The sequence below is a fragment of the Bacillus sp. FSL W8-0629 genome, assembly GCF_038593225.1.
Classification (GTDB): domain Bacteria; phylum Bacillota; class Bacilli; order Bacillales; family Bacillaceae; genus Bacillus; species Bacillus altitudinis.
Genome location: NZ_CP151975.1, coordinates 550,703 through 574,311, shown reverse-complemented (window position 1 = coordinate 574,311; position 23,609 = coordinate 550,703). Strand labels below are relative to the sequence as shown.

Below are 23,609 nucleotides of genomic sequence, written 5' to 3'. Positions count from 1 at the left end.
AAATGTGATGAATAATTATCTATCTATAGGGTTTACTTTATACCATTCCTTCATTCATCAGCATGAGGTGAAAGTCACAGAGCCAAATAAAGTAAAAAGGACACTATTATCAAAATTTATTTATACCATAATACCTAAATTGATTTCAGAAATTGTTCTCAACCCATTTATGATAAAATATAGGAAATCTTACAAAAAAGGAATACATACAGTGCGTTTCGTTCAACCATTTTACAAAATCCTACTCACACTATTCTTCAGTTCCATTTTACTCAGCTTGTTCGTATGTTTATATCCACCGATTCAGGGCGAGCCTGCGTTTATGATGTTTTACACTCCCATCTTTTTTGTTTATTATTTCATCTTTGCGGTACCTTTACAGTTGTTGTTCTCTTTACAGCCCAAGGCTTTTCATCCTCTTTATTTAGCGGCTTACTTACTGATAGCAATGATTGTCATGCTTTTTGTTATGGATGGAATTGAGAGCTCCACATCCCTTCCGATCATAATTGTCAGCAGTCTCATCTACTGGACCTGCGATTCTTTCATTCATCAAAGAAGCATAAAAAAAACACCTAATGTGTAGGTGTTTTTATCTATTCTAGTATGTGTTGACAGTGCTCCACAGTATCCAAGACATCTTTCAGCTCGGTGACCTGCTGATCGCTAAGAGAATCTATCTCAGTGATTGGAACTTTTTATTTCATGCTTGTGCCAGCGTGTGAAAAAATGGGGTCCTTCAATTCAAAATCAAATGTCTTCCCATCAACGATACCAACTGTTTTTGAACTGTCATAAAGCTCAAGCAAGCACGCTGCCATTTCTTTTGATGTGTGATATTTCTTGATAGTGCCTTCATATTCGAATTGATCGACATCTAATGAACGCTTTGCGAATTCCGATTCTGTCGCAGCAGGCGCTAATACTTTTGCCTGTAATTTGGCTCCTTTTTCTTTCAATTCTAGGGCCAGCCCTTCTGTAAAGGCGCTCACATAAAATTTCGTGGCTGAATAAGTGACAGCGTTGCCGACGACGGTATAACCCGCTCTTGAAGAGATATTGATTAGCTGCGTCCCCTCTTTTTGCTCATAATCACGGACAAACAGAGTGGATAAAATTGTTAACGCTTCAATATTGAGATGAAGCATGTCCCCAATTTTTTTCACATCCTGCTCTCCTATTGAACCAAAATGGCCAAACCCGGCATTATTAATGAACGTATCCAGCTCATCACCAGCTAATGACTCATAGAAAGAATACACTTGCTCTCTGTCTGTTAAATCAACAGACTGGACTTTCACTTGAATATCGGGATATGTTTCTAGAATCTTTTCTTTCAGTTCTTGGAGTTTATCAAGCCGGCGTGCAGCTAAGATCAGATTTTTTCCTCTTGCTGCAAAGGCCAAAGCCGTTTCATACCCAATACCTGAACTTGCCCCTGTAATGACTGTATAGCCCATTGTATATCCCCCTATTCGTATCTTCTAGCTGTTTAAAGTATAGCGAGAGCATATGACTCTAGTCAATTTTGAAGAGATTCAAAGAGACATGAACAACTGAACGTTCAACTTTTAATCGGTTTCTTTTGAATCATGTTGGAGGATAGCCTGCTGAGCTTTTTTTGTTAATTTGTGAAAAACCAGTTGATAGGAATGTTCAATTAGCTCTTCGACAAATGAAGATGGAATATCTGCATCGAGATAAATAGAATTCCAATGCGTCTTATTCATGTAATAGCCGGGAATAATTCCTTCATGCATTTCTCTTAATTCTTCAGCGCGTTGCGGATCACATTTTAAAGTGATGACTGGCTTGCGATCAACGTCTCCCCCCATCATGGCGAACATCTTTCCACCTATATGATAACGATCTGCCTGCCACTCAGGTTGATAGTCGTGGGTTGCTCCTTGTAAAGAAAGACAAAATGCCTGTAGTGTCTCTTTTTTCATTCTATTAGCTCCTTTTTTAGTTGTCTTCTATCTTTCTATTATATCGACAGTTGTGATTGTTGTATCTACACTTCTTTTCAGGACGTCAGCAAGAACACAAAAAAAGCACAGAAAAAAAGGTCTGTGCTTTTTACTTATATCCGAATATTTCTTATTCAAACGCCTTCTTAAGCTGATCGCTCATCAGATGCCAAGCCTCTTCAGCTATCTCTAAATCTCCGGCATGAGTGAACGCATGAGGGACTCCTTTAAATTGTTTGTATGTGACATCTACCCCTGCTTCTTTTAACTTGTCCGCATAATGCTCAGCTTCTTCAGCTAGTGAATCCTTCTCAGCTGTGATAACAAGAGCTGGGGGCATTTGTGCTAAGACTTCTCTCTCTGCAAAGACTGGAGAAACGAGCGGATTGTGCGGATCTTGACCTTGCAGGTAGAAGGCATTAAACAGTCTCGCCATTTCAACTGGAATTGCTTCTTCAAACGCTGGCTTTTGTGCTGGATCAGTAGCCAAATCAAGCGGCGGATAATCAAGCACTTGATAGACAATCGGAAGTTTGTTCCCTTTTTGGATATCAAGCAAACAAACCGCTGTTGCCAAGTTCCCACCTGCACTATGACCGCCAATGGCTAATCGATTTGGGTCTATTTGTAGTTCATCAGGATGTTCATATAACCATTTCATCACATCGTAGCATTCATGAAGAGCGGCCGGAAAAGGGTGTTCCGGTGCCAGCTGATATTCCACATTGACGACGATACACTCCGCACGATCTGCTATGACTGGACACCAATGATTATCCATTTCAGCACTTCCAAGTATAAAACCGCCCCCATGCAAATTCACGAAAACAGGTAGGGGTTGTTTCAATGTTTTCACAGGTTTAAATACCCACACCTTTGTTTCACCAGCACCCGTTGGGATATCATATTCCATTTTGTTCACTTCAGGAGGGTGGACTGGCTTAAGTTCTGATTGACCAGCTAATGAATCTTCAGCTGGTTGACGCAATGACTCAGCCATTTTAATTTGTTCGTCTAAGTTCATGATCTCATCTCCTATCTTATTCTTTTATCTCTATCCATTCGTTACGAATTTCGCCTTTTCCTTCAATGTCGTCAGAGAGTCGTTACTTTTTATCTATCTCCCCATTTTCAGCTTCTTTGAAACAAACATTCACCCCTATGAGTAAATAAAAAAAGCACTGCGGCGCTAAGTCCTCAGTGCTTTTCATATATTATGATACTTGTTGTTCTACTTTCACTCGTTTAATAAAGAAAGCAATCACCAAACCAATCACTGTCATAATGACAGCAAAGATAAAGGCATGCTGGACGCCATTTGTAAAGGCGAGCAGCTGATTGACTGGATTTGCGGGATCAGCCACATTTTCCATAAAACTGCGCGCTCCTGATGAAAGGATCGAGATACCAACCGCAGTCCCAATCGCTCCTGACACTTGCTGCAATGTATTCATAATCGCTGTACCGTGCGGATATAGCTCTGGCGGCAGCTGATTTAATCCATTTGTTTGGGCAGGCATCATGATCATCGCAATTCCTATCATTAACGTAATATGAAGCGTCACGATATAACCGATGGACGTATTCACACTTAAGTTCGTGAAGCCAAACATGGTCGCTGCAACGATGACAAGGCCTGGGATGACAAGCCACTTCGGCCCAAATTTATCAAAAAGCCCACCCATGATTGGCGATAGCAGTCCATTGATAATTCCACCTGGTAATAGCATTAAACCTGCTGTAAATGTAGAAAGTGCCAAGGACGTTTGCAGATATAATGGCAAAATCATCATAGCAGACAGCATCACCATCATACACACTAAAATCAGAAGTAACCCGATCACAAACATTGGATATTTAAATGGGCTTAAATTCAACATCGGTTCTTTCATGTTTAACTGTCTTAGGGAGAACACAAGAATGCCAATGACACCTACAACAATCGCCACAATCACATGCATACTGCTCCAGCCGCCGCCTTCACCAGCACTGCTAAAGCCATACACAATTCCACCGAAACCGATGGTTGATAGCACAATCGATAAAATGTCGATTTTCGGTCTTGTGGGTTCCGTAATATTTTGCATAAAAATATACCCAAATACGAGTGCAGCAAATAATAACGGAAGCGAAATCCAAAAAATCCAATGCCATGTTAACGATTTAAGAATGAGACCAGAGACCGTTGGACCAACTGCTGGGGCAAACATAATGACAAGACCGATAATCCCCATTGATCTACCTCTTTTATGAGGCGGAATGATAACCAAAATCGTATTAAACATCAATGGAAGGAGCAAGGCTGTTCCTACTGCCTGCACCACACGTGCCACCATTAAAATACTGAAGACTGGTGCAACGGCCGCAATAAATGTACCGATGATCGAAAAGACCAGTGAAGTTATGAAAAGCTGTCTTGTTGTAAACCATTGAAGAATGAGGCCTGAAATTGGAACAAGAATCCCTAGTGTTAATAAATAGCCGGTTGTAAGCCACTGAGCAGTCGTTGCTTCAATACCAAAGTCTAATGTTAAACTTCTCAGCGCCATGTTGAGTGCCGTTTCACTAAACAGTCCAATAAATCCAGCTGTGATAAATGAAATAATAATGGGCAGCGTTCGAATGTCGGAAGCTGCTGTTTTCTGTTTGTTCATATTAAGTTGGCTCCTTTTCTTTTTCAATATTGAGCAATCTTAGGAAGTCAGGCTAGTCAGAAATGAGCCACTTCATTGTCGTTGAAAAACAGATAAAATTTGTTTTTCCGCAGCGAATTGTGCAATTTTTTCGATTGAGTAGCCGGATTCATGAATATAAAACATGAGTTCAGGCGTCATTGGAGAGGACATACATAATGTCGTCAACTCAATGTCTTGTATGTTCGCTTCTCCCTTTACTTTCGCTTCCTCGAGCAAATCACGAATGATTTGTTTGAGTGATTGACTGTAATGACAATCATATACTTTACTTGTCTGCTCTAAGTTCCCAGAGATTGTGAGCATGCGAATCCAATCTAAATGATGACCAACAATGAGATGAATTTCTTCAAGAACATATCGTAAACGCTCACGAACCGGCTGATCACTGATTTTACTTAAGTAAAGATGCAACGCAGGGATCAGTTGTTCAAATTTTTCTCCAAGGATCGAAAGGCATAAATCACTTTTATTGGCATATCGGCGGTAAAGAGTACCCTGTCCAACACCAGCTGTTTTAGCAATTTTATGCATACTGACATTCTCTACACCAAACTCTTGAAACAAAGAAAAAGCGACCTCTTCAATTTCCTTTCCAATATCCTTTTCCATGATGCTTCACCTTCTTTACCTTCATCCACCTTGCATATATCTCTATGTGTAAATCAAATTTCTTTCATTTTCATTAGGACAATTGTACCGGTATTATCTTACGGACAACTGTCCGCTTTGTCAATCATTATTTTTTACCTATCAATTTTCTTTTCATTCTATTAAAAAAACACACTGTTTATCATTATTTAGACCGATTTTCCATTTTGAGAGAATCATGTATGATCAAAAAGAAAACGCTTTCAAAAAGAGAGGGGAATGCCTACATGTCTTACCGTGTAAAACGAATGTTGATGCTGCTTGTCACTGGATTATTCTTAAGTTTGTCCACATTTGCTGCAAGTGCCTCGGCACAAACGGGTGGGTCGTTTTATGAACCGTTCAACAACTATAATACCGGGTTATGGCAAAAAGCCGATGGGTACTCGAACGGAAATATGTTTAACTGTACGTGGCGCGCAAACAATGTCTCCATGACGTCGTTAGGGGAAATGCGATTATCGCTCACAAGTCCTTCCTATAATAAGTTTGACTGCGGAGAAAACCGTTCTACTCAAACATATGGCTATGGGCTTTATGAAGTCAGCATGAAACCAGCCAAAAATGTTGGGATCGTGTCTTCGTTCTTTACTTATACGGGACCGACTGATGGTACGCCTTGGGATGAAATCGACATCGAATTTCTAGGAAAAGATACGACAAAGGTTCAGTTTAACTATTATACCAATGGTGTCGGAAATCATGAAAAAATCATCAACCTTGGTTTTGATGCAGCAAACTCTTATCACACATATGCGTTCGACTGGCAGCCTAACTCGATTAAATGGTATGTGGACGGTCAATTAAAACATACGGCTACTACTCAAATCCCTCAAACACCTGGAAAGATTATGATGAACTTATGGAATGGTGCAGGTGTCGATGAATGGCTCGGCTCCTACAACGGTGTTACTCCACTTTACGCTCATTACAATTGGGTGCGTTACACAAAAAGATAACCACATCACAAAACCTGTGACAAGTCACAGGTTTTCTTCATTTAAATAGAGCTCGTTTTTAATTGATGAACTAGTTTTTGTTCATAACTGTGGATAATATCTTCATAACTTTCGATCTTGTAATCTAACCGTTTAATCGTTTCTTCGATTTCCTTTTGTTTGTCTACGAGCCTTTCTCTCTCATTGACCAAAATACTCTTTCTTGAGGACAATGTACGATCCTCTCCCTCGATAAATAAAGCCGTATATTCTCTAAGAGCATCAATTGACAGACCCGCATTTCTCATACATTTAATAAATTCTATCCACTGAATATCTTCTTCTGTATAATCACGAACACCATTTTCATCACGCCTGATCGGTCTAATTAAACCTATATTCTCATAATACCTGAGCGTAGCAGTAGATAAATCGAGCTGTTTGGCGGCTTGTGCTATTTTCATTGTTTTCACCCTTCTCTTCTTTCTCTTACTTGACGATCTCCCTTTTCCCATCATCTCCATTTTTATCGAGAAGACAAGATACTTTTGGCTCAAATCTTGATTCAAGGCTGATGCTAAAGCCTGAATTGAGGCGATCAGAGGGTTCTATGTTGACTTAAAGTTCACTTTAAGACGTACAGTATAGAGGAAGGACCGAATCTTACTTTTGAAAGGATGATCAAGAATGTGTCAGACGCACCAATCAAACGTTTTAAGTGTTTCCCATGCAAAAGCAAACTTTGAACGGACAACCATTGAACGAAGAGCACTTCGTCCACATGATATTTTAATTGATATTCAGTTTAGCGGGATCTGTCATTCAGATATCCACAGTGCCTTTGATGAATGGGGCGGCGGTATTTTCCCAATGGTTCCGGGTCATGAGATTACTGGAGTTGTTTCAGCTGTTGGGGATGCTGTCACGAAATTCAACATTGGTGATCGTGTAGGCGTCGGTTGTTTTGTCGATTCTTGCGGTACATGTGAATATTGCCAAAATGGAGATGAACAATATTGCAAGAAAGGAGTCGTTCAAACTTATAATAACCTGGATTATGATGGAGAACCAACTTACGGCGGCTACAGTCAGAAAATTGTTGTGACAGAACGATTTGTTGTCAATATTCCTGACCAGCTTTCCCTCGATGTCGCCAGCCCCCTTCTTTGTGCCGGCATCACAACGTATTCTCCGTTAAAACACTGGAAGGCTGGGCCTGGCAAAAAAGTGGCGATTGTTGGAATGGGTGGTCTAGGTCATGTCGCCATTCAATTTGCACGCGCACTTGGCGCAGAAGTGACTGTATTAAGTCGTTCTTTGAATAAAAAAGAAGAGGCGCTGTCATTTGGTGCAAAAGACTATTTTGCTACAAGTGACCCTGATACGTTTAAGACACTAGCCGGTCAATATGATCTCATTCTCAATACCGTCTCTGCCAATATCAACGTGGATGCCTATTTGTCCTTACTTCGTGTTGACGGAACATTAGTGAACGTCGGTGCACCACCAAAGCCAGACAACTTCCATGTGTTTTCATTAATTACGGGACGTCGCAGCATCGCCGGCTCACTCGTTGGCGGCATCCAAGAAACACAAGAAATGCTCGATTTCGCAGCTGCTCACAATATCGCACCACAAATTGAAGTGATCAACGCAAACCAAGTCGATGAAGCATATGAACGTGTGCTCAATAGTGATGTGCGTTATCGGTTTGTGATTGATATTTCGACATTATGATCGGATTCTATTTGGAAAGACCAGCTCAATGGCTGGTCTTTTTTAATGGTGGATATTCTGTTTTTCTTGTAGCAAGGATTCTTGAGGATATGATCAAAAACCATCCGAAATTCACATGAAAAAATCTCTCTTTTTCAGAACAAAATTTATTGACAAAAAATAAATAAACATGTTATTATTAAAAATTTGATTATTTTACCTCTAAGTGTGGTACCCTTAAAGTAGATACATGATATGGAGGCGGATGATATGTTTCAAATTGGTGATAACATTGTTTATCCAATGCACGGAGCAGGTATAATTGAAGCCATAGAAGAAAAAGAATTCTCTGATGAAAAACAACAGTATTATGTCATTAAGATGGCCGTTAGCCATATGAAAGTGATGATTCCTACAAGGAAGATGTCAAGGTCAAGAATAAGACCTGTTACAGATATACTTGCTTTAAAGAACATTATGCACACTTTTCAAAATGGAACATCAGATAAGTTATTGCCATGGAAAGAGAGATATAAAATCAACACCGACAAAATCAAAACGGGCGACATACTAGAAGGCGCTGAAGTGGTACGTGATCTCATGCGAATGAAGAAAGAAAAAAAACTGAATGCAAGCGAAAAGAAAATGCTTGACGATGCTTATGGTTATTTGATTAGTGAGCTAGAAGTCATCAAAGGAATCACTGAAAAACAAATCAAGAGTTTCTGCTAATATTGTCTACCTGCTTCCCCATTTTTTGAATACATTTTCTCTACGAACAAATCCCTCTATCTTCGACCAGTAAAGAAAAAAGAATTTATTTAAGCAAATTCCGCATATTGTAAATCCAATATGCTATACTGTTGATAAACCTTTGAAGCATGAATTTTTTTACGATTACCTTGTAACATCTCCCTACTTGTACGCTGAGTAGGGTTTTTTATTGCAGAAATAAATGAAAACACAAAAAAACAGGCTCTCTACAGAGAACCTGTTTTAAAAAATGAAGATTAAGCAGTTTTTTGAACGTTAGCAGCTTGAGCTCCACGAGAACCTTGCTCTACGTCAAAAGTTACTTTTTGACCTTCGTCTAAAGATTTGAATCCGTCACCTTGGATAGCTGAGAAATGTACGAATACATCGTCTCCTTCTTCACGTTCGATAAATCCAAAACCTTTTTCTGCGTTAAACCATTTTACTGTACCTTGTTCCATGTTTGTTGCCTCCTAGTGCGTTACCACACAATGTATTATACTATCCTTGCCCAAAGTATCCTCAAGACGAAAAGTCTTTCTTCATGCTATCCTTTACGCCGAACAAAAATAATTATTCTTATTGTAACATGAATCGGAAATTATTGCAATTTAGGATTTAAAAGAGCACCGAATGTGCTATGGTAACACAAATAAGACAGAGATTTAATGATGAAATGTTTATTTAGCTATGTTCAATCATTTGTGCATAAAATCAGCTTTTTTCAGCATGAAAAGAAATCTTTATCTAAATTCTCTCTAAAATCGATTGGACAAAGTTAGTTTTTCCCTCGGCATATTTGTGTTTGTCATTTTTAATTAAGCTAGATAGGTTCAGTTTGAGTTGCTCGTACTCAATTCTTACTAATTTGTTACTTCTTAAATAATCCCTGAAATTTAACTGTTCAAGTAAATATCTATTGCCTGTTTGATACATATGAATTTGGTGAGTACGTGGTTCTCCTTTGTTAAAATAGTGTCTCTCAGGTAAAACTTTGGTCCCTCTATATGAATAACCAAGCCCTTGCAAAGCTGTTACACACTGTTTCCCGTCAAAAAAACAATCTATTTCAATCGCAATATCAATAATGGGTTTCGCACTCAAACCATTAACTGCTGTACTTCCAATATGATGGACATTCACTGTATACTGACCAATGACCTCTACTATGCGTTTCTTTTCCCTTTCAAATTCTTTGCCCCATTCAGCAGACCAGGGAACTAAAAAAACTTCCCCTCTTGGCAATCCAAGCATAAGCTCAACCCCACCTTATCATTTCGTTGTTTAGTTGGAAATTTCAATAGTTTGAAGCCATTCGATCGATTAGAATGACATTTATTATATGATAACTCATACAAAAAGCCCACTCACATAAGATGAGTGGACTTTTTCGTTCAGAAACTATAAAAATTATTAATACAGCCACGAACCCGAATCAAGAAAATTTCTATTTATACAAAGGTGTACAACTACATATTTTCCGACTCAAGTCTGTTTAACCAGTTATGGACTAATGAATGAAACACATCGGGTTGTTCAATCTGCAGGTTGTGACCTGCCATATCAAGCACTGCAAAAGTGGCCCTTGGATAGTCTTCGATCAGCCGCCACGCATCTTGATATCCGACTACATCGTCTTGACGCCCTGTGATCATGAGCGTGGGATACTGAAATTCAGCTGAAATGTCGAAGGTATAGCCATACCCATTTTGAAGAATGTTATTGATGAATTCATGATTTGTTTGTTTAGAAGGAAGGTAAATTTCATCGCGAAACCTCTCCCATTCCGTTTTTCCTTGCACAACCGCCATGGAGCAAAATGCATCCGCCTCCTCTGAAGACAAATGCGATATCAAGTGGCTGTCACTTTTTAGAACTGTCTTCTCTGGTACGACTCTTTCATCGAATGTAGGTATCGTCATTGGTGCCACAAGTAGTAATCCACGAACGATTTCCCTGCGTGAATGAACAATCCCTCTAGCTATGTACCCTCCATATGAATAACCACAAACAATAAACTGTTCATCAGGAATAATCTCATCCAAAAGACGCAATACCGCTTCTAACATATCGTCAGAGTTCTGAATAGATGGGTGAGGCTGGGAACGTCCCATCCCCGGTAAGTCTATGTATATTCTTTTCCAACCGCTTTGTTTTTCAAATACCGGTTCCAATGCATGTAACATCACTTGATGGTCAAGTGTCCAACCATGCAATATCACGATCGGAAATCCTTCTCCAATGACTTTATGGTAAATTGACATGTATTTGCATCCCCTTTTCTAGCGCTTCCCTAGTAATCTCAAGATTTTTTGTTGTTTTTCTTCATCATAGCTTAAAGTGAATAAAATCTTTGTTAGGAAGCTATGCTATGATTCCCCAACGAACTTCTCACGCAGATGGATTTTATTATGACTTTGATTTTTCTAATTGGTTTTCACCCCATAAAAGAAGTTGTTCGAATATAGGGATAAGTTCTAGTCCTGCCCCAGTCAATGAATATTCTACTCTTGATGGAACTTCATTATACTGAACTCGTTGAACAATTCCGTTTTCAATCAGGTCCTTTAATGATTGATTGAGCATTGTTCCTGTAATTCCATACACTTTACGCTTTAACTCATTATATCGAATCTCCTTGTAACTACATAGTACAGCTAAGATTTTTAAATTCCATTTTCCTGCTAATATATTTAATGCATAACTCGCTGGAGCTATCGCTTTATTCAGCTCACTTTCAGTCATATTTTATCCACCCCTTAGTCAGTTTTTCCTTCCTTAAGCAGTTTATATTGCGTACTTGTTAAATCAATTCCATTTATTATAATCAAATATGTAAACCGTGTCATCCATGTAATAGAGAGCTAAATTGATTATAAAAATCCTTCAAGTTAATACTTTTTCAAGGAGATGGAGTGAGTAAATGAAAAATGAGAAGATGCGCGCTGCACAATACACTAATTATGGATCACCGAATGTTCTTTTTGAAGATTTTATATCAAGACCAGTTATAGAACCTGGAGAAGTACTCATTCGTGTACATGGGTCGAGTGTAAACTCTATGGATACACTGTTTCGATCAGGTAAGTTAAAACTATTAACGGGTAATCAATTCCCTAAAGGGACTGGAGCAGATTTTTCTGGAGAGGTTGTTGAAGTAGGGTCGAACGTAAAAAGTTATCAATTAGGTGATAATGTGTGGGGGGTTCTCCCTATTAATTTAAGGAACCAAATTGGTAGTGCTGCTGAATATGTAGCTATATCACCTGAGAAAATATCTAAAACTCCTATAAAGATTGATCTCATACAAGCCGCGGCATTGCCTGGCGTAGGTGCTACTGCAATTATTGCCTTAAAATACAAAGCGAACCTTAGAAAAGGCGAAAAGTTACTTGTACGTGGTGCAAGTGGTGGAGTTGGAAGCATTGCGATTCAAATTGGAAAAATGTTAGGTGCTCATGTAACTGCTCTTGCAAACGAAAAACATCTTACTTTTCTTTAAGAGCTAGGTGCAGACGAAGTATTTGATTATAAAGAAACATCTCCTACTGATCTTAAAAAGTTTGATGTAGTCATGGACACAGTTGGAACTGACCTCAAACATTATAGGCGCCTGCTTACAAAGAACGGAAGAATGATTACTATTGGATTTCCTAGTTTTTCGTCCTTCATATATATATTAACTTCAACTATTTTCGGTTCTCGTAGAGTTCGCACATTCAGCGCAAACCCCAAAAATGAAATTTTAAAAGAATTAGCATCTTATGTAGATTCCAACAAGGTCAGACCAGTTGTTGATAGCATTTATCGTTTATCTGATGTTGCCAAAGCACATCATTCCTTAGAAACTGGAGGTGGACGGGGAAAACGTATCATAAATTTACTTGATAACAAATAAACCATCAATTGACATGACATTATTTAATTTTTCTGTTGCAAAAGGTGCATGCTTGGTAGCCATTTCAAATCTTCCAGCTCTTCTAAAGTATTCAGCTGCTTCTAATTCAAAGTCTTCAATATCACTATACATTTTCCTACTTTTTAAGAACCCAAAACATCGGTCTAACAAATGCTTATCTTCTTTTAAATACAGACCTTGAAGATTATTAAATTTCGAAATATACTCGACATCCATACAATGAAAATATTTCACATTTTATGACGAATTTGTAACAAAACCAAACTTAGGGGGAAGTTTAAAAATTTAACACAGATCATATAATGCTCTTACTCGAGGAATATAATATTATACAAATTTTTCTCCCCAAAATAAAAATATTGAAAATAACACAAAAAAACCAAAGGTCTAAAACCTTTGGTTTCTTAGATGCGGCCGAGAGGACTTGAACCTCCACGGGTTATTCACCCACTAGGCCCTCAACCTAGCGCGTCTGCCATTCCGCCACGACCGCGTGTATGATGTGCTCATATATTCATAAGTGCACTGTTTGAAAAAACAATGCGGGTGAAGGGACTTGAACCCCCACGTCATAAAGACACTAGATCCTAAGTCTAGCGCGTCTGCCAATTCCGCCACACCCGCGTGACAATGGTGAGCCATGAAGGACTCGAACCTTCGACCCTCTGATTAAAAGTCAGATGCTCTACCAACTGAGCTAATGGCTCATCTGCTATGCAGAAAAACATATATAAAAAAATGGCTGGGCTAGCTGGATTCGAACCAACGCATGACGGAGTCAAAGTCCGTTGCCTTACCGCTTGGCTATAGCCCAACGAATCAACATAAAAAAGAAAACATGACCCGTACGGGATTCGAACCCGTGTTACCGCCGTGAAAGGGCGGTGTCTTAACCGCTTGACCAACGGGCCATATGATAATGGCGGAGAAGGAGGGATTTGAACCCTCGCGCCGCTTGCGCGACCTACACCCTTAGCAGGGGCGCCTCTTCAGCCACTTGAGTACTTCTCCATTATGGCTCCGCAGGTAGGACTCGAACCTACGACCGATCGGTTAACAGCCGATAGCTCTACCACTGAGCTACTGCGGAATAATGAGACATGTTTCATTATATCTATGCCAGAAAAATGTGTCAAGAATTTTTAAACGTTTCATTCCTGCTTCATTTGCGACGGCTTTTATAATTTAACATATACTAATATAACAGTCAAGCCTTTTTCCATGCCATTTGTTTAACTTGACAGAAAGCCCCCGACCTCCACGTAGACCAAGGGCCTTGATGCAGCCTTCCTCATAAGATTAAGACAAATGAAACTTTCGCATCCACTTATAAAAAGTACTTCTTGGCACTCCTGCTAACCTCGCTGCTTCTGACACATGACCTTTTGTTTTATGCAGTGCGTCTATCACTGTTTGCTTTTGAATGCGTTCCCTGAATGTGAGTTCTTTTGAAGTCTCGGGTTGCTCCGCTGGATGCAGCTTCTGTTTTTTCTGATCAATCGTCTCTAATACTGAAGCATATTGCGATTCACCAATCCATCCACCTTTCGGAAAGAGGACCCTTAGATGTTCAAACAGGTTAAAAAGCTCTCGTATATTCCCTGGCCAATGATACGCCTGTAATTTCTGAAAAAATGATTCAGGCAACGCGGCATTCCAGTGATGCTTCTTTTGGTAATAACGATACAAATCATGAATGTCTTCTTTTCTTTCTCTAAGCGGCGGGATATTGATCGGATAGACATGAAGACGGTAATACAAGTCTTCTCGTATTTTTCCTTCCTTCAGCAGTTCGTTCATATTACGGTGAGTCGCTGTAATGATTCGAATATCCAAAGGGATTTCGTGTGTCCCGCCGAGCGGTACGACTGCCCTTTCTTCTATCACCCGAAGAAGCGCTACTTGCATCGCATATGGGATTTCGCCTATTTCATCTAGAAAGAGTGTTCCTTTATGGGCTTGTTCAAATTTTCCTTTAGCTCCGTGACGTTTTGCTCCTGTAAAAGCACCTTCAGCATAGCCAAACAGCTCACTTTCTAACAGGCTTTCAGGAATGGCTCCGCAATTAACAGCAATGAACGGCCCTTTATGCCTTTCACTGGCGGAGTGAATGGCTCTAGCGGCGAGTTCCTTCCCTGTCCCTGTTTCTCCCCAAATATACACATGAGCATCTGTTTGTGCCGCTCTCTTCATCTCACTAAGCGTCTGTTGAAATACCTTACTTGTTCCTGATTCCCCGGGAAATTGAGCAAAAGAAACGGTCATGCTGCTTTTCGCTACTTCTTCAAGAGAAAGGGATATGCCTAGCACCTTCCCGTCTTGCTCTGATTGAATGATCTGCTTTCCCCGGATAACAAATGGATGATCCTTAAGCCGCTCAACATCCATTCCATACCAGTCTGAAAATCGATCTCTAATCGACCTGCTGGCAGACACAATTTGCTTTTTTTCATTACAGACCACATACGGTTCATCTGCTTCCACCTGCTGAAGACAATGAGTGATCAGTTCCATCTCTCTCCTTTTTTGCTCGACTTGAATTTCTCTCTCTATGGCATAAGCAACCGTTGAAGCCATTCCAAGCATAAAAGGGTGCTTGTTATCCGTCATACAGGAGATGTCAATCACCCCTATGATTGTACCGTCCGCATCGCGAATTGGAGCAGCTGAACAACTCCAATGATGAGAGGCGATAGAAAAATGCTCCGTTCCGTTGATCGTCACCGCTTCTCCGATGACGAGTGCCGTTCCGATCGCATTTGTCCCTACATCTGTTTCAGTCCAGCGTGAACCCTCCATAAAATTAATTCTTCTGGCTTCCACCATCGTTCTTTCGCTTCCTGTCAGACTTAGCACATAACCATCTGCATCGATGAGTAAGGCCAGCATATCAGAATCTTTTAATTGCTGATTGATTTTATTTAAGTAAGGAAGAGCCGCATTTAGGAATAATGAATATTTCTTTTTTTGGGCACTGAATCGTTCCTTTTCTAACAACGACTGTCCTTTATCTAAATACGGATTCACATTTGCCTGTTTACACCTGTGCCATGATTCTGCCACTCTCTTATTCAGACGAGACTGATCAAGCAAACCTTCACGAACAAAACGTTTCCACGTATTTAAATAACAAGGCGTCGGATTCATTCCATCCTCTCCTCTGGGGGCTTTTTATTCATTATAGATAAACATAAAAGCGCTTTCAATTATCATTGGCTAACCCAAGAAGTCAATTGGATAGAAAAGGAGTCTTTTTCAGCAGTGCACCGCTCTTCCAATGGTTTGCAGAACGGCTTCGTGTATTGCCTCTGACAGTGTCGGATGTGCCGCAATAAACTGCTCTAATGTATCAGCGGTCAACTCTGCATGCATCATCACCGCCGCTTGTCCAATCATTTCTGTTGCATTCGGTCCAATGATTGAAACGCCTAATATTTCTTGATATTGCGGTTCTACAATGACCTTTACGTGACCGGCTGGTTGATTTAAGATTAATGCTTTTCCATTTGCAGAAAATGCACATGTCCCTATCCGAATCTCCTCATATTGTTTTCTAGCACTCTCTTCATTTAAACCAACACTCGCGATTTCTGGAGAGGTGTAGATGCACCTCGGAATCACTTGTTCATTGACCTTTATATGTTCACCTGATGCATGGGAAGCCGCAACCGTCCCTTCATGAAAGGCAGCATGAGCAAGCTGGACCCCACCTGTCACATCACCGCACGCATAAATATGCGGGAGATTGGTTTGCATATGTTCATTGACATAGATTCCGTTTCTATCAAATTCAATTCCAATCTGATCAAGATGTAACTCTCCAAGTTGCGGAGTTCTGCCAATGGCCACTAAGCAAAGATCCGACTGGATGTCACAACGTTCTCCTTGATTATTCTCCACCACTACTTTTCTTGAAGAGGAATCAAGCTGTTTGACTGCGGCGGACGTCAAAATGTTTACACCCGTTTCTTCGAGCTGCTCGTGAAGACATTGTGCTGTATCACGATCTTCTTCTGGTAAAATGTGCACTGCCCGTTCAACCATGACAACCTTTGATCCCATTCTGCTAAAGATGCTCGCAAACTCACAGCCAATCACCCCGCCCCCAATGATACAAAGTGAATCTGGGATCGAAGAAAGTGACATGGCGTCCTTGCTGTGAATGATCCATCCGCCATCAAAAGGTGCAAACGGTAAAGCCACAGGCACAGCCCCTGTTGCAATAATGATTTGTTTTGCTTGAATGATTTCAGAATTTCCTTCACTTTCTATGAATAGCTCATGTGCTGATAGAAATGAAGCCTTCCCATTTACCACGGTAATTTTGTTTTTATTCATCAAGTAACGAACACCATCAGTGAGCTGCTTGACGACAGACTGTTTCCGCTTTTGGACAGCATTCCATTGAATGATAGGCTCATGTTCTGGAAGCTCAATCCCAAAATGTCCAGCCGATTTCACATGCTCATACATATCGGCGCTTTGCAAAAGTGCTTTGGTCGGGATACAGCCTTCATTGAGGCAGGTACCTCCCAGCTTACCTTGATCAATTAACACAACCTCCCTGTCAAAACGGGCGGCTGTTATGGCCGCCACATAACCTGCTGGTCCGCCTCCTATAATGACCAGTGTCATGGTACATTCACCTTCTTCCTATAAAAGAATGGATATTGGTTCTTCTAAGTGTGCTTTGACCGTTGATAAAAATGCAGAGGCAGGCGCCCCGTCCAGCACGCGGTGATCAAACGTAAGACTGAGTGGTAGGATGGTCCCTTTGCACAACTCATCCTCTCGATAAACAGGGGTGTCATACATTGTTCCGACACCAAGGATCCCCGCTTCCGGCGGATTCAAAATTGGTGTGAAATGCTCTACACCATACGCTCCAAGATTGGTGATGGTAAAGGTAGAACCTTTGATTTCGTCATGTAGAAGCTTTCCTTCACGTGCTTTTTTACCATACAATTTAATGCCCTTCGCCAGCTCTATCAGCGTTAACCGCTCCGCATCCCGAATGACCGGTACAGCCAATCCGTTATCTAACGCAGCAGCAATCCCAAGATGAACATTCTCAAAGGTTTCGACAACTCCGTTATGATATTGACTGTTCATCGCAGGATGTTCTAACAACGATAGGATCACTGCTTTGGCTACAAAATCGGTGATGGTCAACCTTGTCTCGTAACGTGCGATGGCTGTTTCATTCAGCTGTTGTTGTAGGTTTTTCAGTTTTGTCACGTCCGCTTTCATCGTAATGGTTAATTGTGCACTTGTTTGCAGGCTTTCCATCATTCTTGAGGCAATTGTTTTCCGCATCATGTTAATAGGCTGTTGCACTGTCTCGTTTTGTTTCTTCTCTTTCCGTTCAGGAAGTGCACGAAGCACATCCTCTTTCGTAATTCTTCCACCTGGTCCTGTCCCCACCAGCGTATCAATGTCTAGATTTGCGCTATTCGCCATTTTACGGGCAACAGGGGAGATTTTCTTTCTCTCTTTCTTTGGTTTTGACTGGATGTCTCTATCTTTCTTTTCCCCCACCTGTTCATTTCTTTCACCGATATAGCAGATGACCGTGCCAGGCGGTACACCTTCTCCCTCAGGTACTTTTATATCCAATATGGTTCCTTCAGCAGGTGATTCGATCTCCATTTCAATTTTTTCGGAGTTGATGCTTGCAATGCTTTCTCCTTTATTTACGGTCTCACCGACCTCTTTATTCCAGACAGATACAATTCCTTCTTTCATCGACATGCCCAATTTAGGCATCACAACTTCGACAGCCATCTCCCTCTCTCCTTTCTTTAGTTCAAGATCTTGTCATGACTCTTGCCAATCATCTCTAATACGGTGTTCACAACTTTATCGGGTGTTGGCAAATATATATCTTCAAGAGGCGGTGAAAATGGCACCGGTGTATGAGGAGCCGTCACTTTTTTGATTGGTGCGTCCAGTAAATCAAATCCTTTATCTGCAATCAAAGAAGAGATATCTGCGGCAATTCCGCACCTTGGATTTGCTTCATCGACAATGACAAGTCGATTAGTTTTTTCTACTGAAGTCAGAATGGCCTCCTCATCGAGCGGCGACAAGCTTCTTGGATCAATTACTTCCGCTTCAATACCTTGAGCAGACAATTGCTCTGCCGCTTCGAGTGCTGTATACACTTGTTTGCCCACGGCAAAGATGGTTACATCAGATCCCTCTCTCTTCACATCTGCTTGACCAAGCGGCAATGTGTAATACCTCTCCGGCACATCTCCTGTGATATTGTAAAGCGTCTTGTCTTCAAAAAAGATGACAGGGTCCTGATCCTCGATGGCTGCCAGCAGCAGCCCTTTGGCATCATATGGTGAAGAAGGCACAACTACTTTCAAACCAGGGATGCTTGTAAATAGCGCATACAAACTTTGTGAATGCTGGGCAGCTGCTCTAAAACCCGCCCCATGTGTCGTTCTAATCGTGATAGGCACCTCTGCTTTTCCGCCAAACATGTATCGAAATTTTGCGCCTTGGTTCAGCACTTGGTCGAGACAAGTACCTATAAAATCATTAAACATAAGCTCTGCAATTGGTCTTAGCCCTGTTGAAGCAGCAGCCATGGCCGCACCTATATAGCCAGCTTCACTAATCGGTGTATCAAGGACACGTTCACGCCCAAATTCCTGAACAATCCCTTTTGTTACACCAAGAACACCGCCCCATGCTTCATCATCCTGTAAGTGATCTACATGAGCACCTCCCGCAACATCTTCCCCCATTAAAATGACATCTTCGTCTCTTCTCATTACCAGTTTAATCGCTTCATTCAAAGCACTAGACATGCTGATTTCTCTTGTCATTTCCCTCTCCCCTTTCTGATTTATTGATACGAAACATATACGTCGGTCAATAATTCGGATTGATCTGGATATTCACTTTCTTCACTGAATCTCACGGCTTCATCTATCGCTTCTGCTACAGACGCTTCAATACTTGATATTTCTTGATCCGTTAGCAGCTGCTGCTTTAATAATTCATTTTTAAAAAGAGTGATGGCATCTTTCTCTTCTTGATGTTCGGTTTTTTCTTGATTGGTTTTGTAGCGCTGAGCGTCTCCTTCAAAATGACCATAATTCCGATATGTCATGCATTCAATCAATGTCGGACCTTCTCCATTTTTTGCTCGTTCTATCGCTTGTTCTGCTGCTTGATAAACGGCTGTCACATCTTTTCCATCCACTTGAATACCCGGAATACCATAACTGCCGGCTCGATCCACAATCGATTTGCAGCTTGAAGCATACGAAAATGGCGTCGCTTCCCCATAACCATTGTTTTCTGCGATGAAAATGACTGGCAGTTTCCAGATGGCAGCGAGATTGATTCCTTCGTGAAAAGTCCCTTGATTGTTAGCACCATCCCCAAAAAAGCAAACGCTTACATTATCTTTCTTTTTATATTTAGCCGTGAGGGCTGCCCCGCACGCAAGTGGAAAGCCGCCTCCAACAATCCCGTTGGCACCGAGCATTCCTTTATCAAAATCTGCAATGTGCATAGATCCACCTTTACCTTTACAAAGACCTGTGGCTTTTCCATAGATTTCTGCCATCATTCCTTTTAGATCACAGCCCTTGGCGATACAATGACCGTGGCCACGGTGTGTACTTGTAATACTGTCTTGTTCATTCAGGTGAGCGCAGACTCCTACAGCAACAGCTTCTTCACCAGCATAAAGATGGACAAAACCTGGCAAGATCCCTTTTGTAAAAAGCATGTGTACTTGATCTTCAAATTGGCGAATCTCCTGCATTTTTTGATACATCCAAACGGCTTTTTCTTTTGTAAGTGCCATTTCCATGATAAAACCTCCTATCTTTTTTGCTTGCACTTCTATACAAGCAAAAAGCGTGCCAACATCATGGCGCTTGAAAGCTTAGGATTTGAGCGATTCCCATCGATCAAAAAAGAGACAAAATGAGACTCGCGTCTCTATTTGTCTCAATATGTCTACTTCATCTCACAAAAAAAGCATCCCATAAAGGAATGCATATCACTCTGAACCGATTGTACGCTGCCATTTTAATTTTCCTTTGCAGACGCCGCACACATAACGAGAGGTATCAATTCGCCTTTTCCTGATAAAATACTGATCGCATCCTGTGCAAACATATTCTTGTCGCTTCTGTCCACGTCGTTTATTTTGTACGGTCTTTAGCGCTGTACAAAAACGCGGGGCTCCTACTTGTTTTAATAACTCTTTAAAGGAACGGTCCCGATGCTGATAGCCTTTTCCCTCAAGATGCAGATGATAATGACACAGTTCATGCTTGATGATCCCGATTAATTCTTCTCGTCCATGTTCTTCTAGGTATCGGCGGTTCAATTCGATATTGTGTGTTCCAAGTAAATATCTCCCGCCTGTCGTTTTTAAACGGGGATTGAAAACAGCCTGATGGCGAAACGTCTTACCAAAGAACTGCTCTGAAATGTCTTCTGTTAACTGCTGTAACTCTCTCTCGTTCAATCAAGATCGTTCCTTTCTATAAAAACCTCGAACGGGACAATTTCCTCTTTGCATACATTGAAGGTACACCCACTGTTTTGATCAAAGGAGGAATGGGCGATGCCCAACTGGCTGAAAAATCAGATGCAGAAAGCATTTTATGAGAAAAATCATTATCAAATCAAATTGCTTAATCAATGCTGGTACTTCTATAGAAAAAAACATTCAGTCACATCAAGGCACACCCCATCCTAAGGTGCGCCTCGTTTTTTGTTTAATCTGGTTTTAGCATCGAAAGAGCCACCCGACCTTTTGCCTGGTCAACGGAGTCTACCCATACGGTCACAATATCACCGACTGATACAACGTCGAGCGGATGTTTCACAAAGCGATTGCTTAGCTTGGAAATGTGGACAAGTCCATCCTGTTTTACGCCAATATCAACGAATGCGCCGAAGTCTACGACGTTTCTCACCGTTCCTTGTAGCTCCATTCCTTGCTTCAAGTCCTCCAATTTCAACACATCTGTTTTCAAAAGAGGTTTTGGTACTTCATCGCGCGGATCACGCTCAGGTCTTGTCAGCTGATCGATGATATCCTGGAGTGTAATTGGACCAATGTCAAGCTGCTGTGCGGCTTCGTCTAGCTTGACCTCTGCGATTTTCTCTTTTAACTGCTCTGTACCAAGATCGTCTGGCGTCATCTTAATCATGCGTAAAAACTGTTTTGTTTCTTTATAGCTTTCAGGGTGAATACCTGTGCGGTCAAGTGGATCTTGTCCATCTGTGATGCGCAGGAAGCCGATACACTGCTCATATGTCTTTGCACCAAGCCTTGGGATATCCTTCAGCTCTTTTCTGCTTGTGAATCTCCCAATCTCTTCACGGCGCTTGACGATGTTCCCTGCGACGGCTTTTGAAAGACCTGACACATATTGCAGCAGTGCCTGTGAAGCTGTATTAACGTTCACACCGACTTGGTTAACAACCGTCTCTACCACAAAGGTTAACGAGCTGTTTAATTGCTTTTGACTCACATCGTGCTGGTATTGTCCTACACCGACAGATTTTGGATCTATTTTTACGAGCTCTGCTAATGGATCTTGTAATCTTCGAGCAATGGATATAGCGCTTCGTTCTTCGACTTGCAAGTCTGGAAACTCTTCTCTTGCCAGTGCAGATGCAGAGTATACACTTGCCCCTGCTTCATTCACGATCAAATATGAAACCGGCTGGTCCAGCTCTTGGATCAAGTCTGCGATGAATTGTTCGGTCTCTCTTGAGGCTGTTCCGTTTCCGATCGCAATGACTTCAATGTTGGATGATTGAATGATTTCTTTCACTTTTTGTTTGGCTTCCGCTTTTTTCTGCACAGGCGGGTGCGGATAAATGACGCCAATATGATGGACTTTTCCTGTATCATCCACGACGGCTAATTTACAGCCTGTACGAAACGCAGGGTCCACCCCAAGTACACGTTTCCCTTTCATCGGCGGTTGAAGTAGGAGCTTTCTTAAGTTTTCAGCGAAAATATGAATGGCTTGTTCCTCTGCTTTTTCTGTCAGCTCTTTTCGTATTTCCCGTTCAATTGAAGGCTGAATCAAGCGCTTGTATGCATCATCAATGGCCGCTTCAATGTAAGGCCTCGCCGTCGTTTGCTTGCCTTTTAAGACTTGTTTATCGAGGTAGAAACGAATATTTTCAGCAGGTGGTTCGATGGCTGCTTTCAAAATCCCTTCTTTCTCGCCTCGGTTGACTGCGAGTACACGATGAGGCACAATTTTTTTAATCGGCTCTTGATAGTCGTAATACATTTCATAGACGTTTTTCTCGTCGTTTTCAACGTCTTTTCCTGATGTGACAAGACTTCCCTTTTGGTACGTCTCACTGCGAATCCATTTCCGCATATCAGGATCATCCGCAAGCTGTTCAGCAATGATGTGCTGGGCGCCCTCCAGTGCTTCTTCTGCGGTTGTGACTTCTTTTTCTTCATTGATAAAAGCCGATGCTTTCTTTTTGATATCATCGTTTGGCAGCTGCAGTAAATACTCCGCAAGCGGCTCAAGTCCTTTTGCTTTGGCTACATTGGCCTTCGTTTTTCGTTTTTGTTTAAATGGTCGATATAAATCTTCGACCTCTTGCAGCTTATGCGCCTGTTCGATCTTCTGTTTTAATTCATCTGTTAATTTGTCTTGTTCAGCGATTAAGCGAATCACTTCTTCTTTTCGATTCGTCACATTTTGGATATATGTATAGCGTTCGGAAATGGTTTGAATTTGCACCTCGTCTAGTGAGCCTGTCTGCTCTTTCCGGTAGCGTGCAATAAACGGGACGGTGTTGCCATCCTCTAATAGCTGGATCACACTTCCAATTTGTTTTGTTAAAAGCTTTAATTCTGTCGCAATTTGTTTCAATAAAAAGTCAGATGTCTTCATACTTTGCATCCTCTCACTGTGTCTTCTCTTTTAGTGTATCAAAAAAACCGGCA

24 protein-coding genes, 7 tRNA genes and 1 pseudogene are annotated in these 23,609 nt (G+C 41.1%); 7 read left to right on the top strand and 25 right to left on the bottom strand.

Features of this window, described 5'->3' with window-relative positions; all coding sequences use genetic code 11:
- The first annotated feature begins 7 nt into the window (after positions 1-7).
- Positions 8-586 (top strand): UPF0715 family protein, encoded by a 579-nt coding sequence (locus NSQ17_RS02850; protein ID WP_342467830.1) that lies wholly within the window; start codon positions 8-10, stop codon positions 584-586.
- A 112-nt stretch (positions 587-698) separates the two neighbouring features.
- Here NSQ17_RS02850 and NSQ17_RS02845 read toward each other — a convergent pair whose 3' ends face one another.
- From NSQ17_RS02845 to NSQ17_RS02825, 5 genes are all read right to left on the bottom strand, one after another.
- Positions 699-1,460 (bottom strand): SDR family NAD(P)-dependent oxidoreductase, encoded by a 762-nt coding sequence (locus tag NSQ17_RS02845; RefSeq protein ID WP_041507603.1) that lies wholly within the window; start codon positions 1,458-1,460, stop codon positions 699-701.
- 111 nt (positions 1,461-1,571) lie between these two features.
- Positions 1,572-1,949, bottom strand: a complete 378-nt coding sequence (locus NSQ17_RS02840; protein ID WP_019743360.1) for an MmcQ/YjbR family DNA-binding protein — start codon at positions 1,947-1,949, stop codon at positions 1,572-1,574.
- A 151-nt stretch (positions 1,950-2,100) separates the two neighbouring features.
- Positions 2,101-2,994, bottom strand: a complete 894-nt coding sequence (locus tag NSQ17_RS02835; RefSeq protein ID WP_019743361.1) for an alpha/beta hydrolase — start codon at positions 2,992-2,994, stop codon at positions 2,101-2,103.
- A 190-nt stretch (positions 2,995-3,184) separates the two neighbouring features.
- Positions 3,185-4,624, bottom strand: a complete 1,440-nt coding sequence (locus NSQ17_RS02830; protein ID WP_342467829.1) for a DHA2 family efflux MFS transporter permease subunit — start codon at positions 4,622-4,624, stop codon at positions 3,185-3,187.
- A 72-nt stretch (positions 4,625-4,696) separates the two neighbouring features.
- Positions 4,697-5,275 (bottom strand): TetR/AcrR family transcriptional regulator, encoded by a 579-nt coding sequence (locus tag NSQ17_RS02825; protein ID WP_039169846.1) that lies wholly within the window; start codon positions 5,273-5,275, stop codon positions 4,697-4,699.
- Positions 5,276-5,541: 266 nt separating this feature from the next.
- Here NSQ17_RS02825 and NSQ17_RS02820 point away from each other — a divergent pair, with 266 nt between their 5' ends.
- Entirely contained in the window at positions 5,542-6,273 is a 732-nt protein-coding gene (locus tag NSQ17_RS02820) for a glycoside hydrolase family 16 protein (protein WP_144680371.1), read from the top strand.
- Positions 6,274-6,314: 41 nt separating this feature from the next.
- Here the strand turns inward: NSQ17_RS02820 and NSQ17_RS02815 are convergent, their stop codons facing one another.
- The gene (locus tag NSQ17_RS02815) at positions 6,315-6,716 is read right to left on the bottom strand and encodes a MerR family transcriptional regulator (RefSeq protein WP_039169850.1); all 402 of its coding nucleotides are present in this window, start codon (positions 6,714-6,716) and stop codon (positions 6,315-6,317) included.
- Between the two features lie 223 nt (positions 6,717-6,939).
- Here NSQ17_RS02815 and NSQ17_RS02810 point away from each other — a divergent pair, with 223 nt between their 5' ends.
- Both NSQ17_RS02810 and NSQ17_RS02805 read left to right on the top strand, forming a co-directional pair.
- Positions 6,940-7,989: an NAD(P)-dependent alcohol dehydrogenase gene (locus NSQ17_RS02810; protein WP_050826995.1), complete on the top strand. Its 1,050-nt coding sequence runs from the start codon at positions 6,940-6,942 to the stop codon at positions 7,987-7,989.
- A gap of 249 nt (positions 7,990-8,238) precedes the next feature.
- Entirely contained in the window at positions 8,239-8,700 is a 462-nt protein-coding gene (locus NSQ17_RS02805) for a CarD family transcriptional regulator (protein ID WP_047947007.1), read from the top strand.
- 278 nt (positions 8,701-8,978) lie between these two features.
- Here the strand turns inward: NSQ17_RS02805 and NSQ17_RS02800 are convergent, their stop codons facing one another.
- The 4 genes from NSQ17_RS02800 to NSQ17_RS02785 all read right to left on the bottom strand — a co-directional run bounded on the left by NSQ17_RS02800 (position 8,979) and on the right by NSQ17_RS02785 (position 11,466).
- Positions 8,979-9,182 carry a cold-shock protein gene (locus NSQ17_RS02800; RefSeq protein ID WP_003214229.1) on the bottom strand — a complete coding sequence of 68 codons (204 nt, stop codon included), beginning with the start codon at positions 9,180-9,182 and terminating at the stop codon, positions 8,979-8,981.
- A gap of 286 nt (positions 9,183-9,468) precedes the next feature.
- Positions 9,469-9,975 (bottom strand): GrpB family protein, encoded by a 507-nt coding sequence (locus NSQ17_RS02795; protein WP_144668423.1) that lies wholly within the window; start codon positions 9,973-9,975, stop codon positions 9,469-9,471.
- Positions 9,976-10,190: 215 nt separating this feature from the next.
- Positions 10,191-10,985 (bottom strand): alpha/beta hydrolase, encoded by a 795-nt coding sequence (locus tag NSQ17_RS02790; protein WP_342467828.1) that lies wholly within the window; start codon positions 10,983-10,985, stop codon positions 10,191-10,193.
- Positions 10,986-11,130: 145 nt separating this feature from the next.
- The gene (locus NSQ17_RS02785; protein ID WP_034666063.1) at positions 11,131-11,466 is read right to left on the bottom strand and encodes a helix-turn-helix domain-containing protein; all 336 of its coding nucleotides are present in this window, start codon (positions 11,464-11,466) and stop codon (positions 11,131-11,133) included.
- 178 nt (positions 11,467-11,644) lie between these two features.
- Between NSQ17_RS02785 and NSQ17_RS02780 the strand changes: the two genes are divergently transcribed.
- Both NSQ17_RS02780 and NSQ17_RS02775 read left to right on the top strand, forming a co-directional pair.
- Positions 11,645-12,223: an NAD(P)-dependent alcohol dehydrogenase gene (locus NSQ17_RS02780; RefSeq protein WP_342467827.1), complete on the top strand. Its 579-nt coding sequence runs from the start codon at positions 11,645-11,647 to the stop codon at positions 12,221-12,223.
- A 15-nt stretch (positions 12,224-12,238) separates the two neighbouring features.
- Positions 12,239-12,619 (top strand): annotated as a pseudogene (locus NSQ17_RS02775) (zinc-binding dehydrogenase); the annotation flags it as partial.
- On the opposite strand, the gene NSQ17_RS02770 reads toward NSQ17_RS02775, so the two are convergent.
- From NSQ17_RS02770 to NSQ17_RS02705, 14 genes are all read right to left on the bottom strand, one after another.
- Entirely contained in the window at positions 12,602-12,856 is a 255-nt protein-coding gene (locus NSQ17_RS02770) for a hypothetical protein (protein WP_342467826.1), read from the bottom strand. The pseudogene NSQ17_RS02775 and the gene NSQ17_RS02770 sit on opposite strands and share 18 nt — an antisense overlap.
- Positions 12,857-13,049: 193 nt before the next feature.
- Positions 13,050-13,133: transfer RNA gene (locus NSQ17_RS02765), tRNA-Leu, on the bottom strand.
- A 48-nt stretch (positions 13,134-13,181) separates the two neighbouring features.
- A tRNA-Leu gene (locus NSQ17_RS02760) sits at positions 13,182-13,264 on the bottom strand.
- Between the two features lie 7 nt (positions 13,265-13,271).
- A tRNA-Lys gene (locus NSQ17_RS02755) sits at positions 13,272-13,347 on the bottom strand.
- A 32-nt stretch (positions 13,348-13,379) separates the two neighbouring features.
- Positions 13,380-13,454 (bottom strand) — tRNA-Gln (locus tag NSQ17_RS02750).
- A 25-nt stretch (positions 13,455-13,479) separates the two neighbouring features.
- Positions 13,480-13,551 (bottom strand) — tRNA-Glu (locus NSQ17_RS02745).
- 9 nt (positions 13,552-13,560) lie between these two features.
- A tRNA-Ser gene (locus NSQ17_RS02740) sits at positions 13,561-13,651 on the bottom strand.
- A gap of 4 nt (positions 13,652-13,655) precedes the next feature.
- Positions 13,656-13,730, bottom strand: a tRNA-Asn gene (locus NSQ17_RS02735).
- Positions 13,731-13,939: 209 nt separating this feature from the next.
- Positions 13,940-15,787, bottom strand: coding sequence for a sigma-54-dependent Fis family transcriptional regulator (locus NSQ17_RS02730; RefSeq protein WP_342467825.1), 1,848 nt, complete (start codon positions 15,785-15,787; stop codon positions 13,940-13,942).
- 108 nt (positions 15,788-15,895) lie between these two features.
- Positions 15,896-17,275, bottom strand: a complete 1,380-nt coding sequence (gene lpdA, locus NSQ17_RS02725) for a dihydrolipoyl dehydrogenase (RefSeq protein WP_342467824.1) — start codon at positions 17,273-17,275, stop codon at positions 15,896-15,898.
- A gap of 18 nt (positions 17,276-17,293) precedes the next feature.
- Complete coding sequence (locus tag NSQ17_RS02720) at positions 17,294-18,424, bottom strand: dihydrolipoamide acetyltransferase family protein (protein ID WP_342467823.1); 1,131 nt, start codon at positions 18,422-18,424, stop codon at positions 17,294-17,296.
- A 17-nt stretch (positions 18,425-18,441) separates the two neighbouring features.
- A complete protein-coding gene (locus NSQ17_RS02715) occupies positions 18,442-19,479 on the bottom strand; it encodes an alpha-ketoacid dehydrogenase subunit beta (protein WP_342467822.1) in 1,038 nt (345 codons plus the stop codon).
- Positions 19,480-19,499: 20 nt separating this feature from the next.
- Positions 19,500-20,477, bottom strand: coding sequence for a thiamine pyrophosphate-dependent dehydrogenase E1 component subunit alpha (locus tag NSQ17_RS02710; protein WP_342467821.1), 978 nt, complete (start codon positions 20,475-20,477; stop codon positions 19,500-19,502).
- Positions 20,478-20,669: 192 nt separating this feature from the next.
- Positions 20,670-21,143 (bottom strand): SprT family protein, encoded by a 474-nt coding sequence (locus NSQ17_RS02705; RefSeq protein WP_216896078.1) that lies wholly within the window; start codon positions 21,141-21,143, stop codon positions 20,670-20,672.
- A 99-nt stretch (positions 21,144-21,242) separates the two neighbouring features.
- Between NSQ17_RS02705 and cmpA the strand changes: the two genes are divergently transcribed.
- Positions 21,243-21,377, top strand: coding sequence for a cortex morphogenetic protein CmpA (gene cmpA / locus NSQ17_RS02700; RefSeq protein ID WP_008346893.1), 135 nt, complete (start codon positions 21,243-21,245; stop codon positions 21,375-21,377).
- A gap of 19 nt (positions 21,378-21,396) precedes the next feature.
- On the opposite strand, the gene NSQ17_RS02695 is transcribed toward cmpA, so the two are convergent.
- On the bottom strand, positions 21,397-23,556 hold the full coding sequence (locus NSQ17_RS02695) for a Tex family protein (protein WP_342467820.1): 2,160 nt from the start codon (positions 23,554-23,556) through the stop codon (positions 21,397-21,399).
- Between the last annotated feature and the right edge of the window lie 53 nt (positions 23,557-23,609).

Coding starts and splice junctions, on each gene's coding strand:
- NSQ17_RS02850 (WP_342467830.1), top strand. CDS start 8: ATGAATAATTATCTATCTATAGGGTTTACTTTATACCATTCCTTCATT.
- NSQ17_RS02845 (WP_041507603.1), bottom strand. CDS start 1,460: ATGGGCTATACAGTCATTACAGGGGCAAGTTCAGGTATTGGGTATGAA.
- NSQ17_RS02840 (WP_019743360.1), bottom strand. CDS start 1,949: ATGAAAAAAGAGACACTACAGGCATTTTGTCTTTCTTTACAAGGAGCA.
- NSQ17_RS02835 (WP_019743361.1), bottom strand. CDS start 2,994: ATGAACTTAGACGAACAAATTAAAATGGCTGAGTCATTGCGTCAACCA.
- NSQ17_RS02830 (WP_342467829.1), bottom strand. CDS start 4,624: ATGAACAAACAGAAAACAGCAGCTTCCGACATTCGAACGCTGCCCATT.
- NSQ17_RS02825 (WP_039169846.1), bottom strand. CDS start 5,275: ATGGAAAAGGATATTGGAAAGGAAATTGAAGAGGTCGCTTTTTCTTTG.
- NSQ17_RS02820 (WP_144680371.1), top strand. CDS start 5,542: ATGTCTTACCGTGTAAAACGAATGTTGATGCTGCTTGTCACTGGATTA.
- NSQ17_RS02815 (WP_039169850.1), bottom strand. CDS start 6,716: ATGAAAATAGCACAAGCCGCCAAACAGCTCGATTTATCTACTGCTACG.
- NSQ17_RS02810 (WP_050826995.1), top strand. CDS start 6,940: ATGTGTCAGACGCACCAATCAAACGTTTTAAGTGTTTCCCATGCAAAA.
- NSQ17_RS02805 (WP_047947007.1), top strand. CDS start 8,239: ATGTTTCAAATTGGTGATAACATTGTTTATCCAATGCACGGAGCAGGT.
- NSQ17_RS02800 (WP_003214229.1), bottom strand. CDS start 9,182: ATGGAACAAGGTACAGTAAAATGGTTTAACGCAGAAAAAGGTTTTGGA.
- NSQ17_RS02795 (WP_144668423.1), bottom strand. CDS start 9,975: ATGCTTGGATTGCCAAGAGGGGAAGTTTTTTTAGTTCCCTGGTCTGCT.
- NSQ17_RS02790 (WP_342467828.1), bottom strand. CDS start 10,985: ATGTCAATTTACCATAAAGTCATTGGAGAAGGATTTCCGATCGTGATA.
- NSQ17_RS02785 (WP_034666063.1), bottom strand. CDS start 11,466: ATGACTGAAAGTGAGCTGAATAAAGCGATAGCTCCAGCGAGTTATGCA.
- NSQ17_RS02780 (WP_342467827.1), top strand. CDS start 11,645: ATGAAAAATGAGAAGATGCGCGCTGCACAATACACTAATTATGGATCA.
- NSQ17_RS02770 (WP_342467826.1), bottom strand. CDS start 12,856: ATGGATGTCGAGTATATTTCGAAATTTAATAATCTTCAAGGTCTGTAT.
- NSQ17_RS02730 (WP_342467825.1), bottom strand. CDS start 15,787: ATGAATCCGACGCCTTGTTATTTAAATACGTGGAAACGTTTTGTTCGT.
- lpdA (WP_342467824.1), bottom strand. CDS start 17,275: ATGACACTGGTCATTATAGGAGGCGGACCAGCAGGTTATGTGGCGGCC.
- NSQ17_RS02720 (WP_342467823.1), bottom strand. CDS start 18,424: ATGGCTGTCGAAGTTGTGATGCCTAAATTGGGCATGTCGATGAAAGAA.
- NSQ17_RS02715 (WP_342467822.1), bottom strand. CDS start 19,479: ATGACAAGAGAAATCAGCATGTCTAGTGCTTTGAATGAAGCGATTAAA.
- NSQ17_RS02710 (WP_342467821.1), bottom strand. CDS start 20,477: ATGGAAATGGCACTTACAAAAGAAAAAGCCGTTTGGATGTATCAAAAA.
- cmpA (WP_008346893.1), top strand. CDS start 21,243: ATGCCCAACTGGCTGAAAAATCAGATGCAGAAAGCATTTTATGAGAAA.
- NSQ17_RS02695 (WP_342467820.1), bottom strand. CDS start 23,556: ATGAAGACATCTGACTTTTTATTGAAACAAATTGCGACAGAATTAAAG.